This is a genomic window from Pseudomonas sp. 10B238, from assembly GCF_000970615.1.
In the GTDB taxonomy this organism is placed as follows: domain Bacteria; phylum Pseudomonadota; class Gammaproteobacteria; order Pseudomonadales; family Pseudomonadaceae; genus Stutzerimonas.
This window is the reverse complement of record NZ_KQ033933.1, coordinates 113,157-128,701: the sequence shown is the minus strand read 5'-3', so window position 1 is coordinate 128,701 and position 15,545 is coordinate 113,157. Positions and strand designations below refer to the sequence as shown.

General features: G+C 59.9%; 14 protein-coding genes. 11 read left to right on the top strand and 3 right to left on the bottom strand.

Annotated elements, in window-relative coordinates; genetic code table 11:
* The first annotated feature begins 8 nt into the window (after positions 1-8).
* The 5 genes from RT21_RS12150 to RT21_RS12130 are packed head-to-tail and all read left to right on the top strand — an operon-like array spanning position 9 to position 4,425.
* Positions 9-1,919 (top strand): ATP-binding cassette domain-containing protein, encoded by a 1,911-nt coding sequence (locus RT21_RS12150; RefSeq protein WP_046162922.1) that lies wholly within the window; start codon positions 9-11, stop codon positions 1,917-1,919.
* Complete coding sequence (locus RT21_RS12145; protein ID WP_046162921.1) at positions 1,916-2,497, top strand: mechanosensitive ion channel family protein; 582 nt, start codon at positions 1,916-1,918, stop codon at positions 2,495-2,497. The genes RT21_RS12150 and RT21_RS12145 overlap by 4 nt, the downstream gene beginning before the upstream one ends.
* 5 nt (positions 2,498-2,502) lie before the next feature.
* On the top strand, positions 2,503-3,264 hold the full coding sequence (locus RT21_RS12140; protein WP_046162920.1) for a TerC family protein: 762 nt from the start codon (positions 2,503-2,505) through the stop codon (positions 3,262-3,264).
* 52 nt (positions 3,265-3,316) lie between these two features.
* Positions 3,317-3,949 (top strand): LysE family transporter, encoded by a 633-nt coding sequence (locus RT21_RS12135; protein ID WP_046162919.1) that lies wholly within the window; start codon positions 3,317-3,319, stop codon positions 3,947-3,949.
* Positions 3,946-4,425 (top strand): YaiI/YqxD family protein, encoded by a 480-nt coding sequence (locus RT21_RS12130; RefSeq protein ID WP_045430843.1) that lies wholly within the window; start codon positions 3,946-3,948, stop codon positions 4,423-4,425. Before RT21_RS12135 ends, RT21_RS12130 begins: the two co-directional genes overlap by 4 nt.
* Positions 4,426-4,474: 49 nt before the next feature.
* Here the strand turns inward: RT21_RS12130 and RT21_RS12125 are convergent, their stop codons facing one another.
* Both RT21_RS12125 and elbB read right to left on the bottom strand, forming a co-directional pair.
* Complete coding sequence (locus tag RT21_RS12125; RefSeq protein ID WP_045430839.1) at positions 4,475-4,942, bottom strand: thioesterase family protein; 468 nt, start codon at positions 4,940-4,942, stop codon at positions 4,475-4,477.
* A 156-nt stretch (positions 4,943-5,098) separates the two neighbouring features.
* Entirely contained in the window at positions 5,099-5,761 is a 663-nt protein-coding gene (elbB, locus tag RT21_RS12120) for an isoprenoid biosynthesis glyoxalase ElbB (RefSeq protein WP_046162918.1), read from the bottom strand.
* 315 nt (positions 5,762-6,076) lie between these two features.
* Here elbB and hemB point away from each other — a divergent pair, with 315 nt between their 5' ends.
* Positions 6,077-7,090, top strand: coding sequence for a porphobilinogen synthase (gene hemB / locus RT21_RS12115; protein WP_046162917.1), 1,014 nt, complete (start codon positions 6,077-6,079; stop codon positions 7,088-7,090).
* A 19-nt stretch (positions 7,091-7,109) separates the two neighbouring features.
* Positions 7,110-9,314, top strand: a complete 2,205-nt coding sequence (ppk1, locus tag RT21_RS12110) for a polyphosphate kinase 1 (RefSeq protein WP_046162916.1) — start codon at positions 7,110-7,112, stop codon at positions 9,312-9,314.
* Between the two features lie 48 nt (positions 9,315-9,362).
* Here the strand turns inward: ppk1 and ppx are convergent, their stop codons facing one another.
* Positions 9,363-10,865, bottom strand: a complete 1,503-nt coding sequence (gene ppx / locus RT21_RS12105; RefSeq protein ID WP_046162915.1) for an exopolyphosphatase — start codon at positions 10,863-10,865, stop codon at positions 9,363-9,365.
* 200 nt (positions 10,866-11,065) lie between these two features.
* Between ppx and trxA the strand changes: the two genes are divergently transcribed.
* From trxA to RT21_RS12085, 4 genes are all read left to right on the top strand, one after another.
* Positions 11,066-11,392, top strand: coding sequence for a thioredoxin TrxA (gene trxA, locus RT21_RS12100; RefSeq protein ID WP_019341284.1), 327 nt, complete (start codon positions 11,066-11,068; stop codon positions 11,390-11,392).
* Between the two features lie 228 nt (positions 11,393-11,620).
* Positions 11,621-12,880 carry a transcription termination factor Rho gene (gene rho / locus RT21_RS12095; RefSeq protein WP_045430829.1) on the top strand — a complete coding sequence of 420 codons (1,260 nt, stop codon included), beginning with the start codon at positions 11,621-11,623 and terminating at the stop codon, positions 12,878-12,880.
* 123 nt (positions 12,881-13,003) lie between these two features.
* Entirely contained in the window at positions 13,004-14,470 is a 1,467-nt protein-coding gene (ubiD, locus tag RT21_RS12090) for a 4-hydroxy-3-polyprenylbenzoate decarboxylase (RefSeq protein WP_045430826.1), read from the top strand.
* Between the two features lie 33 nt (positions 14,471-14,503).
* Complete coding sequence (locus RT21_RS12085) at positions 14,504-15,481, top strand: CDP-6-deoxy-delta-3,4-glucoseen reductase (protein WP_045430823.1); 978 nt, start codon at positions 14,504-14,506, stop codon at positions 15,479-15,481.
* Positions 15,482-15,545: the final 64 nt, after the last annotated feature.

Genomic DNA, 15,545 nt, shown 5'->3' with positions numbered 1-15,545 from the left:
CCGCCATTATGATCCGACTTCAGAACCTGACTCTACAGCGCGGCCCGCAGCGTTTGCTGGAAGGCGCCGAGCTGACCCTTCATCCTGGCCATAAGGTCGGGCTGGTTGGCGCCAATGGCGCCGGTAAGTCCAGCCTGTTCGCCTTGCTGCGCGGCGAATTCACCCCCGACGAGGGCGACTGCCAGCTGCCGCCCGACTGGCGCATTGCACACATGCGCCAGGAGGTCGATACGCTCGATCGGTTGGCGGTCGATTACGTGCTGGACGGCGATACCGAGTTGCGCCGCATTCAGGGTGCGCTGATCGAAGCTGAAGCAGCCTCTGACGGTGGGGCACTGGCTCGCTTGCATACTGAGCTCGATAACGCCGACGGCTATACCGCTGACGCACGGGCACGCAAGTTGTTGGCCGGCCTGGGTTTTGCCAATGAGCAAATGGATCTGCCGGTAAGCAGCTTCTCAGGAGGTTGGCGGATGCGTCTGAATCTGGCGCAGGCGCTGATGTGTCCGTCTGATCTGTTGCTGCTCGACGAGCCCACCAACCACCTCGATCTGGATGCCATTCTCTGGCTGGAAGCCTGGCTTAAGAGCTATCCGGGCACACTGATGCTGATTTCCCATGATCGCGATTTCCTCGACGAGGTGGTCGGTCATGTGGTGCACGTCGAGCAGCGCAAGCTGACGCTCTATCGCGGGGGCTACTCGGCCTTTGAGCGGGCCCGGGCCGAGCGCCTGGCGCAGCAGCAGCAGGCGTTCGAAAAGCAACAGGCACAGCGCGAGCACATGGAGGACTTTATTCGGCGCTTCAAGGCCAAGGCGAGCAAAGCGCGACAGGCGCAGAGCCGGATCAAGGCCCTGGAAAAGCTTGAGGAGTTGGCCCCGGCGCATATCGATTCGCCGTTCGACTTCGTTTTTCGCGAGGCGGATAAGGTCTCCAGCCCGCTGCTGGATCTGGAGCAGGGGAGTCTTGGCTACGGCGACAAGGTGGTGCTAGAGAAGGTCAAGCTGCAGTTGGTCCCGGGAGCCCGCATCGGTTTGCTTGGCCCCAACGGAGCGGGGAAATCCACGCTGATCAAGACGCTGGCCAACGAGCTGCAGCCCTTGGGTGGACGCCTGCAGCGCGGCGAGAACCTTGTCATCGGCTATTTCGCCCAGCATCAGCTAGACGCTCTGGACGCCAAGGCCAGCCCGCTGTTGCATCTGCAGCGTATCGCCCCTGGCGAACGGGAGCAGGTACTGCGTGATTTTCTCGGTGGTTTCGATTTCCGCGGCAATCGCTGCGATGAGCCGGTCCTTAATTTCTCCGGCGGTGAAAAGGCCAGGCTCGCGCTAGCGCTGATCGCCTGGGGCAAACCCAATCTGTTGCTGCTCGACGAACCGACCAACCACCTCGATCTCGAGATGCGGCTGGCGTTGACGCTGGCCTTGCAGGACTTCGAGGGGGCCGTGCTCGTCGTGTCCCACGACCGGCACTTGCTGAAAAGCACGACCGATGAATTCCTGCTGGTTGCAGAAGGCCGGGTCGTGGAGTTCGAAGGTGACCTTGAGGACTACGCTCGCTGGCTGGTCGACTACCGTTCCCGCCAGCAGCCGCTGAGCCCAGTGGAGCCCGCGGGCGAAAAGACTGATAAGCGCGCCGCCCGCCAGGCTGCGGCTACCCTGCGTCAGCAATTGGCTCCGTTGAAACGGCAAGCCGAAAAGCTCGAAAAGTCTTTGGCTGATATTCACGAAAAGCTCGCGCCGCTGGAGGCGCTTCTCGCTGATTCGGATGTATACGAGTCGGCCCGCAAGGATGAGCTGCGCGAGCTGCTGGCCAAGCAGGCTGAACTGAAGGTGCGCGAAGGCGAACTGGAAGAGGCTTGGCTGGAGGCGCTCGAAGCGCTCGAAGTTCTACAAAGCCAACTTGAGGCGAGCCTGTGAGCGAGCGGTGGTTGATTTTTTCGCAAAGATGGAGCGATCAGTTACTGCTCGGATTGCAGATACTGTTGATTCTGTTGGTCGCCTATATTCTTCAGCGGCTCGTCGTACGTGGGCTTTCACGGCTCGGCAGTCGCTATCCGCTTCCGCCTGAACTGCTTTTGCCGCTGCGTGGCGGGATTCGCTGGTTCATTATTGGCGGTGCGCTGATCATGGTGCTGGAGCGCGTCGGAGTTTCGGCCACCGTCATTTGGACCGCCTTCTCGGGGTTCGTGGCAGTCGCAGCCGTGGCCTTCTTTGCGATCTGGAGCGTGCTCTCCAACCTGCTCTGCGCTGTGCTCATCATGACCGTTGGCCCGTTTCGGTTGGGCGACATGGTGGAACTGGTGGAGAGTTTCGACAAGCCCATCGTCAAGGGCCGAGTCATCGACATAAACCTGCTCTACACCACGCTGGAAGAGTCAGCCGATAGCGGAACCGGTGCGATCGTTCAGGTTCCTAACAGTCTGTTCTTCCAGAAGGTGTTGCGCCGCTGGCGTGGCACCGAGATCCAGTCCCCTCATCACAACGCACACGAGTAGCATGCATGGAATGGCTTAGCAGCCCCGAAATATGGGTCGCCTTTTTGACCCTGACTGCCCTGGAAATCGTCCTGGGTATCGACAACATTATCTTTATTTCCATCCTCGTCGGACGCTTGCCAAAGGAGCAGCAACCCAAGGCGCGTTTCTTCGGCCTGGCCTTGGCAATGGGCACGCGGATTCTCTTGTTGCTATCGATCGCCTGGGTCATGCGCCTGACCAATGACTTGTTCACCGTATTCGAGCACGGTGTGTCCGGGCGTGACCTGATCCTGTTTTTCGGCGGCCTGTTCCTGCTGTTCAAGAGCACCATGGAAATCTGGCATAGCGTTGAAGGCGAAGAAGAATCGGAAGGCACCACCGGAGGTGCGGTCAAAGCAGGCTTCGTTGGCATCATCCTGCAGATCGCAGTGATCGATATCGTCTTCTCGCTGGACTCGGTGATCACCGCAGTGGGCCTGGTAGACAACGTGCAGGTGATGGTTGCCGCAATCGTGATTGCCGTCGGGGTAATGATGCTCGCCGCTGGCACCATCAGCGACTTCATCGAGAAGCATCCGACGCTGAAGATCCTCGCGCTGTCGTTCCTGATCGTAGTCGGCACCCTGCTGGTGGCCGAAGCCTTCGGCGCGCATGTGCCCAAGGGCTACGTGTACTTCGCCATGGCGTTCTCGCTAGGGGTCGAGGCGATCAACATTCGTATGCGCAAAGCGATGAATCGCAAGCTGAAGGCGCCGGTCAAGCTCGGCAAAGACATACCGGACTAAGGGCTGTGCTGAAAGCTGCGCCTGCCAGGCGCAGCTTCTGGAGGGATCAATCATGACGCTCGAAACCTGGCTTGCCTTTCTTGTTGCCTGTTGGGTCATCAGCTTGTCGCCGGGGGCGGGGGCGATCGCCTCGATGTCCTGCGGATTGCAGTACGGCTTCTGGCGCGGTTATTGGAACGCGATCGGTTTGCAGATTGCGCTGGCGATGCAGATAGCCGTAGTGGCCGCCGGTGTCGGGGCGGTGCTGGCGACCTCGTCGCTCGCCTTCAGCCTGATCAAATGGTTCGGGGTCGCCTATCTATTGTGGCTGGCGCTTAAGCAGTGGCAGGCGGTGCCATCAATGCTTGACGACAGCGCTGCACCGCGACCGATCGGGCGCCCGTTAGCCTTGGTGTTCCGCGGTTTTCTGGTCAATGCCAGCAATCCTAAAGCCATCGTGTTCATTCTCGCTGTGCTGCCGCAGTTTCTCGATCCACAGCGTGATCTGGTACTGCAGTACCTGCATATGGGGGCCACGATGGTGGTGGTCGACCTGATCGTCATGGCGGGCTATACCGGATTGGCGTCCCGGGTTTTGCGCTTGTTGCGCACGCCGCGTCAGCAGCGCCTAGTCAACCGTAGTTTCGCCGCTATGTTCGCCGGTGCTGCCGCTTTGCTGGCTACGGTGCGGCGGGCTGTTGCATGACGGGGGCTGCACCGCTTCGGGTATGGGTTGACGCGGATGCCTGTCCCAAGGCTGCCAAAGAACAGCTGATCAAGTTCGCCCTCAAGCGCAAGTTCGAGGTGCTGCTGGTGGCGGGGCAGAGTCAGATCAAACCGGCCTTCGCCTGTGTTCGTCTGATCGTCGTGCCGAGCGGCCCGGACGCGGCAGATGACTATCTGGTCGAGCATGCGCAGCCTGGCGAACTGGTGATTTGCAGCGATGTGCCGCTGGCTGATCGACTGGTGAAAAAAGGCGTGGCGGCTCTCGATCCGCGCGGTCGTGAATTCGACGAGCGCAACATGGGCGATCGTCTGGCGGTGCGCAACCTGTTCACCGACCTGCGTGAGCAGGGCCAGGTGGGCGGGGGGCAGGGGGCTTACGGCGACCGTGATCGGCAAGCGTTTGCCAACGCGCTGGACCGTCTGCTGACTCAGCTGGCTCGAGCCGGCGTCCGCTAAGCAAACACGGCTGGCGCGGGGCTGTTCCGTTTAAGGTCGGGCTTCCGGGTCAGCCGCAAAGATAGGTGCCGGTCCCTACTGCGATCAACACCCCTTCTTCGTTGTGCAGTTCGGAGCGAACCACCGCTACCTTGTTGCCGGAGCGCAATAAGGTAGCGCCGGCACTGAAGCGTTTGCCGCGTCCTGGGCGCAGGTAGTCGATGCGCAGGTCGATGGTGCCGAGGCGCGAGAGGCGCAGGGCGCGCTCTTCGGTGGTCAGGTGCTGATGTTTCTCGAAGGCTCCGATCATTGCCATGGCGCCGCCGACGACGTCGAGAAGCGACGCGATCACGCCGCCATGCAAAATGCCGTGAAAGAAATTACCGACCAGCTCTTGTTTCATTGGCAGGTGCATCACCACGCGCTGGCGGGACACCTCATCCAGTTCGATACCCAGGTATTCATTGAACGGAATGCGCTCGAACAGCTGGCGCACCGCGTGCTGTTGTTCTTCGATGGTATCGATTGGGTGGTTCATGCGTGCGGCTCTCCGGCAGATCGAGCTAAGCTGCCGGAGGGAGGGGGGATTGACCAGTGGCGCGGCGGGAGCGCCGGTAAGATTGGCGGTATCGCCACGCCGATGCCTCAGCTCTCACGCCTCGGCTCGAAAGCTGGGGCAAGACCAGCCGAGGCGCTATTTGCCGGTCAGCGCCAGCACCCTATCGACCAGCTTGTAGATGCCCGTAGCCGCGTCGCTGATGGATTGCGCCAACATATAGGCAGGGGTGGTCAACAGGTTGTGCCGCGAATCCTCGATGATCTCAGTGACTTCGCACGGTTGGTGTTCGACGCCCATCTCCCGTGCCGCCGCTGCAGCCGGATCGTCGTCATTGCCCAGGGTGCAGACCACGCCGCGGCCAAAGATCTGTGCCGCCATGGTAGGCGCGATACACATCATGCCGACCGGCTTGCCGGCCGCGGCAAAGGCTTGGGCCAGCGCCAACACATCGGGAAGCACTTTGCAGCCGGCGCCCTGGGTGGCGAAGTCAGACAAGTTTTTCGCTGCGCCAAAGCCGCCTGGCACGATCAGCGCGTCGAACTCCTCGGCATTGGCTTCGCGAAGATCCTTGATCTCTCCCCGTGCCAAGCGCGCGGACTCGACCAGCACGTTGCGTTTTTCCGGCATCTCTTCACCGGTTAGGTGATTGATTACGTGCATCTGCTCGATGTTCGGCGCAAAGCACTGGACCTTGGCGCCACGCTGATCCAGGCGCAACAGCGTGATCACGCTCTCGTAGATTTCCGAGCCGTCGTATACGCCACAGCCGGAAAGAATCACGGCGACTTTTCTGTTCATTGAGATACTCCTGGTCAGTTCAGCAGCCTGGCAACTGCGCCAGGCAACAGCCTTCGATGCTAGCCCTTGGTGGGGTTCAAGGTAAGTCCATCGCGATAAAGGTTGGATGCCTTATCGCGTCGGGTGTTCAACTGTGGGCGCGTCTAGCCTAGGCACTTCAGCTCGGCGATAGACTGCTCAAAGCACTGGCAGTGCCCGCGCTTGGTGGCGACAATGAGGGCAATCTCCGGCCGGCGCGGATTGCTTGTCATCAAGCTGTCACGATGTCGGCTTATAAACGTCATATTCGCCCGTTCTGCGGGCCAGGAGTTCGTTGTGAGTTTCGTTCCTGCCAATCGCTTGTTCCCCGCTACACGGTTGCGCCGCAATCGTCGTGATGATTTTTCCCGCCGACTGGTACGCGAGCATCGACTGAGCGTGGATGACCTGATCCTGCCCGTGTTTGTTCTCGATGGCGAAAATCGCCGCGAGCAGGTGCCGTCGATGCCCGGCGTGGAGCGTCTTTCCATCGATTTGTTGTTGGAAGAAGCCGCGGAACTGGTCGCGCTGGGCATCCCTGCGTTAGCGTTGTTTCCGGTCACCCCGCTGGAGAAGAAATCCCTCGATGCGGCGGAAGCTTGGAATCCTGAGGGCATCGCCCAGCGCGCCACCCGGGCCCTGCGCGAGCGCTTCCCGGAGCTCGGCATCATCACTGACGTTGCGCTGGACCCCTTCACCACTCATGGCCAGGACGGGATTCTTGACGAGCATGGCTATGTGCAGAACGATGTCACGGTCGACGCGCTGGTCCGTCAGGCCCTGTCCCACGCTGAGGCGGGCGCGCAGGTGGTTGCGCCATCGGACATGATGGATGGGCGCATCCAGGCGATACGCGAGGCGCTGGAGGTGGCTGAACATCATAATGTGCGGATCATGGCTTATTCGGCCAAGTACGCCAGTGCCTACTACGGGCCGTTCCGCGATGCGGTAGGTTCGGCGGCGAATCTGGGTAAGGGCAGCAAGAACACTTATCAGATGGACCCGGCCAATGGTGACGAGGCTTTGCACGAAGTCGGTGCCGACCTTTCAGAGGGTGCCGACATGGTCATGGTCAAACCGGGCATGCCCTATCTGGATATTCTCTGGCGGGTTAAAGATGCCTTTCGAGTGCCGACCTTCGTCTACCAGGTCAGCGGCGAGTATGCGATGCACATGGCAGCGATTCAGAACGGCTGGCTGAGCGATGCCGTGATTCTCGAATCGCTGACCGCCTTCAAGCGCGCAGGTGCCGATGGCATCCTCACCTATTTCGCCAAGCAGGCGGCACAACAATTAAAACAGGGGCAATGAGCCCTCCCGAGGCAGATCGATGACTAATCAGGGACTCAGCGAAAGCGAATTGCAGGCTGCAGCCATTGAAGTGCATCCCCTAGAGGAAATGGCCCCGCCAGCGCCTGAGGTGGAGAAGACAGAGGAAGCGCCAGCGCCACCGGCCCCCCCGCCGAATCTGGACGACAACAGCCTCTACATCCACCGCGAGCTGTCACAGCTGCAATTCAACATTCGCGTGTTGGAACAGGCGCTGGACGAGTCCTATCCGCTACTGGAACGGCTCAAATTCCTGCTGATCTTTTCCAGCAACCTCGATGAGTTTTTCGAGATTCGTGTTGCGGGGCTGAAGAAGCAAGTCACGTTCGCGCGTGAGCAGGCAGGTGCAGACGGTCTGCAGCCGCACCAGGCGCTGGCGCGTATTTCCGAACTGGTCCACGAGCAGGTCAGCCGACAGTATTCGATCCTCAACGAGATCGTGCTGCCGGAACTGGCCAAGCATCAGGTGCGTTTCATTCGTCGGCGCAACTGGACAACCAAGATCAAGGCCTGGGTGCGCCGTTACTTTCGTGACGAGATCGCACCGATCATCACGCCAATCGGCTTGGACCCAACCCATCCGTTTCCATTGCTGGTTAACAAGAGCCTGAACTTCATTGTCGAGCTTGAAGGTATCGATGCCTTCGGTCGCGACTCCGGGCTGGCGATCATTCCGGCGCCGCGGTTGTTGCCCCGGGTTATTCGGGTGCCGGAGGAGGTGGGCGGGCCTGGCGCGAACCACGTGTTCCTCTCCTCGATGATTCATGCGCACGCTGATGATCTGTTCCACGGCATGAAGGTCAAGGGCTGCTACCAGTTTCGCCTGACACGTAACGCCGACCTCTCGGTCGACACCGAAGACGTCGAGGATCTGGCCCGGGCGCTGCGTGGCGAGTTGATTTCACGGCGCTACGGCGACGCAGTGCGGCTGGAGGTGGTGGATACCTGTCCGAAGCATCTCGCTGATTTCCTCCTCAAGCAGTTCAACTTGAGCGAAAGCGAGCTGTATCGGGTCAACGGACCGGTCAACCTGACCCGGCTGTTCAGTATCACCGGTCTGGATAGTCATCCCGAACTGCAATACACCCCCTTCACGCCAGCAATCCCGAAGTTGCTTCAGAACAGCGAGAACATTTTCAGCGTGGTCGGCAAGCAGGACATTCTGCTGCTGCATCCCTACGAATCCTTCACTCCCGTCGTTGACCTCCTGCGCGAGGCGGCGAAGGATCCCTGCGTTTTGGCCGTCAAGCAGACGCTTTATCGCTCTGGTGCCAATTCGGAGATCGTCGACGCGCTGGTTGAAGCCGCGCGTAACGGCAAGGAGGTCACTGCCGTCATCGAACTGCGTGCGCGCTTCGATGAGGAGTCCAACCTGCAATTGGCCAGTCGGTTGCAGCAGGCCGGGGCCGTGGTGATCTACGGTGTGGTGGGCTACAAGACCCACGCCAAGATGATGTTGATCCTGCGCCGGGAGAATGGCGAGTTGCGGCGTTACGCCCATCTCGGTACGGGCAACTACCACGCCGGCAACGCGCGGCTGTACACCGATTACAGCCTGCTGACCTCGGACGAAGCGCTCTGCGAAGACGTGTCGAAGCTGTTCAGTCAGTTGATCGGCATGGGCAAGACCATGCGTATGAAAAAGTTGCTGCACGCGCCCTTCACGCTGAAGAAGGCGTTGCTCGACATGATCATGCAGGAGACGCAACACGCCAGCGAAGGCAAGCCGGCGCATATCATTCTCAAGGTCAATTCGCTGACCGACGCGAAAATGATCCGGGCGTTGTACAAGGCCAGCCAGACCGGGGTGCGCATCGATCTCATCGTTCGCGGTATGTGCTGCCTGCGCCCTGGCATTCTCGGGGTCTCGCACAATATCCATGTGCGCTCGATCATTGGTCGCTTCCTAGAGCACAGCCGAGTGTTCTATTTCCTCAACGGCGGTGACGAGAAGCTCTACCTGTCCAGTGCCGACTGGATGGAGCGCAACCTGGATCGGCGGGTCGAGACCTGCTTCCCGGTCGAGGGCAAGAAGCTGGTGACACGGGTGAAGAAGGAGCTGGAGGGCTTCCTGACCGACAACACCCAGAGCTGGGTGCTGCAGTCTGATGGCAGTTATCTGCGTAACAGCCCAAGCGGCAATCAGAATCCACGCAACGTGCAGAACACGTTGCTGGAGCGTCTGGGAAGCCCGACTGCGCGATAGACACCGGGGGTAATTGGGGTGGCAGCGGTTCGTCGACCGCTGCCAAAATCAGCGCACGCTGAGGGTGAAGTCGATCCGCTTGAGCCAATCCGCCTCCAGGGCAAAATCGGCTTGTGTCAGCGGGTTTTGAGCCAGCCAGTCTTCAGGAAAAGCCACGTCCAGACTGTTATCGCCGGCCTTGAGCTGAAACGCTGGCGCTTGCTGTGGGCCACGGATGTGGTGGAAAAGAATCGCGAAGCGCAGCAATACGCAGAGTCTGGTCAGCTTCACGCCGTACTCGCTCACTTCCTCGAATTTCTGCTTGGGTATATTGCGGCGGTGGCCGCGAACCAGCAGCGCCAGCATCTGTTGATCCTGACGGGAGAAACCGGGGAGGTCGGAGTGCTCGATCAAGTAGGCGCCGTGCTTATGGTAGTGGTAGTGCGCGATGTCCAGTCCGACCTCATGTATCCGCGCCGCCCAGCTGAGCAGTTCTCGCAGCCATTCTTCATCTAGTGCCCAATCCGAAGCGACCTGATCGAAGGCTTCCAGCGCCTTGCTTTCGACCCGAGCGGCCTGGTCAGTGTCGACGTGGTAGCGCTCCATCAAAAAGCTCAGTGTGCGATCACGGATGTCTTCCTGGTGGTGTCGACCAATTAGATCGTAGAGCACGCCTTCGCGCAGTGCGCCTTCGGAGTGCGCCATGCTGGTCAGCTCCAGGGCGTCGAAGATCGCTTCGATAATGGCCAAGCCCGCAGGGAAGATGCTCTTGCGGTCCGGCTTGATACCGTCCATGTCGAGCTTTTCAACATCGCCCAGCTTGAACAGTTTGCGCTTGAGCCAGCCGAGGCCATCGGCCGTAACTTCGCCGTTGCTAAGCCCGGCGCTCTTGATCGCGAGACCGACGGCGCGAATGGTGCCGGACGCACCCACCGCATCCTGCCAGCCGAGCCGGTGCAGGCCGTGCTCGACGCTCATCAGCTCCAGCCTCGCGGCGGTATAGGCCTGCGCGTAGCGGGCCGGCGTAATCTTGCCGTCCTGAAAAAACCGCTGAGTAAAGCTCACACAACCCATTTGCAAGCTTTCACGTAATAGCGAATCGAAACCTTCCCCGATGATGAATTCGGTGCTGCCACCGCCAATGTCGACGACCAGGCGCTTGCCACTAGACGCGGGAAAGGTATGCGATACGCCAAGGTAGATGAGTCGCGCTTCCTCTCGGCCGGAAATCACCTCGACCTGATGCTGGATGATCGTCTCAGCTTGGCGAATGAACTGGGCGCGGTTGCGCGCCTCTCGCAGGGCATTGGTGCCGACCACGCGCACCGCGCCCTGGGGGAGATGATTGACCAGCTGAGCGAAGCGGCGAAGGCAGTCCAGGCCGCGCTGCATTGCAGCTTCGTCGAGCTGTCTGTTCTCATCAATGCCGGCGGCCAGCTGGACCTTTTCGCCGAGCCGCTCGAGGATGCGCATCTCGCCGTTGCTGGTGCGGGCCAGCACCATGTGGAAGCTGTTCGAGCCGAGATCAAGGGCGGCGATCATCGGAAAGGGTTCGGCGGCTGTTGGGCGCATGGGGCAGTCTCTGTGCAAAACTCCGACATCCTGACATGATCGCCCTCATCCGCCAACGCGCAGCGCTGCGTCATAGCGCTCCGTGATCGATCCATTGCGCCTTCCATGGTCTATTGCCCAAGCGACAGGCTGCGACTTTCGATCCGCACCAAGCCGGGCTATGATGGCGTCACTTCTGATTTTGACCCTGGAGAAACTCCATGAGCGAATACATCAACAATGTCAGCGACAGCAGCTTCGAGCAGGACGTGCTCCAGGCCGATGGTCCTGTTCTGGTCGATTACTGGGCCGAGTGGTGTGGCCCGTGCAAGATGATTGCTCCAGTGCTCGATGAGATCGCCAAGGAATACGAAGGCAAGCTCAAAGTCTGCAAACTGAACATCGACGAGAATCAGGAAACCCCGCCGAAGTACGGCGTACGTGGCATTCCGACGCTGATGCTGTTCAAGAACGGTAATGTCGAGGCCACCAAGGTGGGCGCTCTGTCGAAGTCTCAGCTGGCAGCGTTCCTCGATAGCAATATCTGATTCACGGTTGCTGCTTTCGAAAGCCCCCGCAAATGCGGGGGTTTTTTATAGCTGCAGGGTGGACGCTTCGCCTGCACGGTGCTAAATTCGGCCCTGCGACGCTTCTCCGTCGCCCTCTGCATGCCGTCGCCGACGCACTTCAGCCTCATAAAGCACAACGAACCTGTTCGTCTCCTGCTGCGCGGCTTCTCAAGCTAATCGCTTTCTTCATCCCTTCTGACTCTTTCTATGAATCTGACCGAACTTAAGCAAAAGCCCATCACCGAACTGCTGGAAATGGCCGAACAGATGGGCATCGACAACATGGCCCGTTCGCGCAAGCAGGACGTGATTTTCTCTCTGCTGAAAAAGCACGCGAAAAGCGGTGAGGAAATCTCCGGTGATGGCGTGCTGGAGATTCTGCAAGACGGCTTCGGCTTCTTGCGCTCCGCGGATTCGTCCTATCTCGCCGGCCCGGATGATATCTATGTCTCGCCGAGCCAGATCCGCCGCTTCAATTTGCGCACCGGCGACACCATCGTCGGCAAGATTCGCCCGCCTAAAGAAGGCGAGCGTTATTTCGCGCTGCTCAAGGTTGATACGATCAACTTCGATCGCCCGGAAAACGCGAAGAACAAAATTCTGTTCGAGAACCTGACTCCGCTGTTCGCCAACAAGCGACTCACGATGGAGGCCGGTAACGGCTCGACGGAAGATCTCACCGGCCGGGTGATCGACCTTTGCGCCCCGATCGGCAAAGGTCAGCGCGGTCTGATTGTCGCACCGCCGAAAGCGGGCAAGACGATCATGCTGCAGAACATTGCGAGCAACATCACCCGTAACAACCCCGAATGCCACCTGATCGTTCTGCTGATCGATGAGCGCCCGGAAGAAGTGACCGAAATGCAGCGCACCGTGCGCGGTGAGGTTGTCGCGTCGACCTTCGACGAGCCGCCAACCCGTCACGTGCAGGTTGCCGAGATGGTGATCGAGAAGGCCAAGCGCCTGGTCGAGCACAAGAAGGACGTGGTCATCCTGCTGGATTCGATTACCCGTCTCGCCCGCGCCTACAACACCGTAATCCCGAGCTCCGGCAAGGTGCTGACTGGTGGTGTTGACGCCCACGCCCTGGAAAAGCCCAAGCGTTTCTTCGGCGCCGCGCGGAACATCGAGGAAGGCGGTTCGCTGACTATTATCGCCACTGCGCTGGTGGAAACCGGCTCCAAGATGGATGAAGTGATCTACGAGGAGTTCAAGGGCACTGGTAACCTCGAGTTGCAGCTTGATCGCCGTATCGCCGAGAAGCGGGTATTCCCCGCGATCAACATCAACCGTTCGGGTACTCGTCGCGAAGAATTGCTGACCAGCGAGGAAGAGCTGCAGCGCATCTGGATTCTGCGCAAGCTGCTGCATCCGATGGACGAAAGCGCTGCGATCGAGTTTCTACTCGACAAGCTGAAGGACACCAAGACCAACGAAGAATTCTTCATGTCAATGAAGCGCAAATAAGTCTGGTCGTTGCTGCCGAGGCCGGGGAAACCCGGCCTTTGTCTGTCTGCAGGTTTTGTATCGACCTGCACCAAGGCTACACTTTCCGCCCGGACACCCGCCGGCCCCTGCGAGGCTCAAGCAATGCAGTATCGCGATCTGCGCGACTTTATCCGAGGCCTGGAACAGCGCGGTGAACTCAAGCGCGTTTCAGCCGCCGTTTCTCCCGTTCTGGAAATGACCGAGATATGCGATCGAACCCTGCGCAAGCAGGGGCCGGCGCTGCTCTTCGAGAACCCGACCGGCTTCGATATGCCGGTTCTCGGAAATCTCTTCGGCACACCCAAGCGCGTTGCTCTGGGTATGGGGGCGGAGGAAGTGTCCGAGCTACGCGAGATCGGCAAGCTCTTGGCCTTTCTCAAGGAGCCGGAGCCGCCAAAAGGGCTAAAGGATGCCTGGAGCAAGCTACCGATCTACAAGAAGGTCATCAGCATGGCGCCCAAGGTGCTCAAGGATGCGCCCTGTCAGGAGCTGGTCGTCGAAGGTGAGGATGTTGATCTGTCTCTGCTGCCGGTTCAGACCTGCTGGCCAGGCGATGCTGGGCCACTGATCACCTGGGGGCTGACAATCACCAAGGGCCCTAACAAGGAGCGGCAGAACCTCGGTATCTATCGCCAGCAGGTGATTGGTCGCAACAAGGTGATCATGCGCTGGCTCAGCCATCGAGGCGGTGCGCTGGACTTTCGTGAGTGGTGCGAGAAGTATCCTGACCGACCTTACCCAGTGGCGGTGGCGCTCGGCGCCGATCCGGCCACGATTCTCGGCGCTGTTACTCCGGTTCCGGATTCGCTCTCCGAATATGCCTTTGCTGGCTTGTTACGCGGCAGCCGTACCGAGCTGGTCAAATGCCGGGGTAGCGATCTGCAGGTGCCGGCCGGTGCCGAAATTGTTCTGGAAGGTTACATTCAGCCTGGCGAGATGGCCGATGAAGGGCCGTACGGTGATCACACCGGCTACTACAACGAGGTCGATCGCTTCCCGGTGTTCACCGTGGAGCGCATCACCCGACGTCGCGACGCTATCTATCACAGCACCTACACAGGTCGGCCGCCAGATGAGCCGGCGATACTTGGTGTCGCGCTCAACGAGGTTTTTGTACCGATCCTGCAGAAGCAGTTTCCCGAGATCACTGATTTCTATCTGCCGCCGGAAGGCTGTTCCTATCGCATGGCGGTGGTAACCATGAAAAAACAATACCCCGGCCACGCCAAGCGCGTGATGCTGGGCGTATGGAGCTTTCTACGGCAGTTCATGTACACAAAGTTCGTCATCGTTACCGACGATGACATCAACGCACGGGATTGGAATGACGTTATCTGGGCCATCACCACGCGCATGGATCCCAAGCGCGATACGGTGCTGATCGAGAACACACCAATCGACTATCTCGACTTTGCCTCTCCGGTGTCCGGTCTCGGCAGCAAGATGGGCCTCGATGCCACTCATAAGTGGCCCGGCGAGACTACTCGTGAATGGGGGCGCGCCATCGTGCAGGATGAGGCGGTGAAGCGTAGGGTCGACGAACTCTGGGCCGAGCTTGGCATCGACTGATGACAGCCGCGCATTTACTCAGGTTTTGAATTGATGAAAGTAACCCTGCAACCCTCCGGAGCAGTGCTCGACGTCGAACGTGGTGAGTTGATTCTCGACGCCGCGCGGCGGTTGGGCTACGACTGTCCGCAAGCATGCCGCAACGGTAATTGCCTGATATGCGCTGCACTGCTGGTTGACGGCCGGGTGCGTCAGCGTGGCGAAAGCCATGATCATGGCGAAGTTTTCGCCTGCCTGGCTGAGCCAGAGGAAGATTGCGTTCTGCTGTGGGATGGTGTGCTTGCGCCGGGGGAGCTACCGGTGCGTACGCTGAGTTGCCAGCTCGTCAGCTGTGAAGAGGTGGGGGGCGACGTGTTTCGCCTGTTACTCCGTGCGCCGGCCGGTAAACTGCCACGCTACCATGCTGGGCAGTATTTGCTGCTCGAGCGGGAGGATGGCGAATACAGCGCCTTTTCGCTAGCGTCCGCGCCAGGGCGCGGACGTGAGCTGGAGCTCCACGTGCTAGCGCGTGAATCGTCAGCGATCGACCTGCTGCAGCAAATCAGGCGCACCGGGACGGCTCGCGTGCAGATGCCGTTCGGCGATACCCACCTCGCCGAGCTGCCAGAGGGGCCATTGGTGCTGATTGCTGCAGGCACCGGGATGGCGCAGATGCACAGTCTGATCGAGCATTGCCGAGCCGAGGGCTTCGCCCATCCGGTGCATCTGTACTGGGGGGTGCGTCGCCCGGAAGACTTCTATCAGTTGACGCATTGGCAGGAGTGGCAACAGCTGCCCAATCTCCGTCTGCATCAGATTGTCAGTGATGTATGTGAGTGGGCGGGGCGGCGCGGCATGTTGCATCAAGCAGTCTGCGAGGACTTCACCGATCTCCAGCCAGTTCACGTCTACGCCAGCGGCTCTCCCGCCATGGTCTACGGCACGTTGGATGCGTTGGTGGAGGCGGGAATGGATGCAAAACAGATGCGTGCAGACGTATTCGCCTATGCGCCTCGGGATCGTAAGAGCTGAGCGCCGGGCGGGCGCTGCCCGTCGACAGAGAAGCAGCGCCGGCTACAGCGCTGCTCCCGTGCTT

Bases quoted from the DNA above. Each gene is read 5' to 3' on its own strand.
- RT21_RS12150 (WP_046162922.1), top strand. From the start codon at position 9: ATGATCCGACTTCAGAACCTGACTCTACAGCGCGGCCCGCAGCGTTTG.
- RT21_RS12140 (WP_046162920.1), top strand. From the start codon at position 2,503: ATGGAATGGCTTAGCAGCCCCGAAATATGGGTCGCCTTTTTGACCCTG.
- RT21_RS12135 (WP_046162919.1), top strand. From the start codon at position 3,317: ATGACGCTCGAAACCTGGCTTGCCTTTCTTGTTGCCTGTTGGGTCATC.
- RT21_RS12130 (WP_045430843.1), top strand. From the start codon at position 3,946: ATGACGGGGGCTGCACCGCTTCGGGTATGGGTTGACGCGGATGCCTGT.
- RT21_RS12125 (WP_045430839.1), bottom strand. From the start codon at position 4,942: ATGAACCACCCAATCGATACCATCGAAGAACAACAGCACGCGGTGCGC.
- elbB (WP_046162918.1), bottom strand. From the start codon at position 5,761: ATGAACAGAAAAGTCGCCGTGATTCTTTCCGGCTGTGGCGTATACGAC.
- ppk1 (WP_046162916.1), top strand. From the start codon at position 7,110: ATGACTAATCAGGGACTCAGCGAAAGCGAATTGCAGGCTGCAGCCATT.
- ppx (WP_046162915.1), bottom strand. From the start codon at position 10,865: ATGCGCCCAACAGCCGCCGAACCCTTTCCGATGATCGCCGCCCTTGAT.
- trxA (WP_019341284.1), top strand. From the start codon at position 11,066: ATGAGCGAATACATCAACAATGTCAGCGACAGCAGCTTCGAGCAGGAC.
- rho (WP_045430829.1), top strand. From the start codon at position 11,621: ATGAATCTGACCGAACTTAAGCAAAAGCCCATCACCGAACTGCTGGAA.
- ubiD (WP_045430826.1), top strand. From the start codon at position 13,004: ATGCAGTATCGCGATCTGCGCGACTTTATCCGAGGCCTGGAACAGCGC.
- RT21_RS12085 (WP_045430823.1), top strand. From the start codon at position 14,504: ATGAAAGTAACCCTGCAACCCTCCGGAGCAGTGCTCGACGTCGAACGT.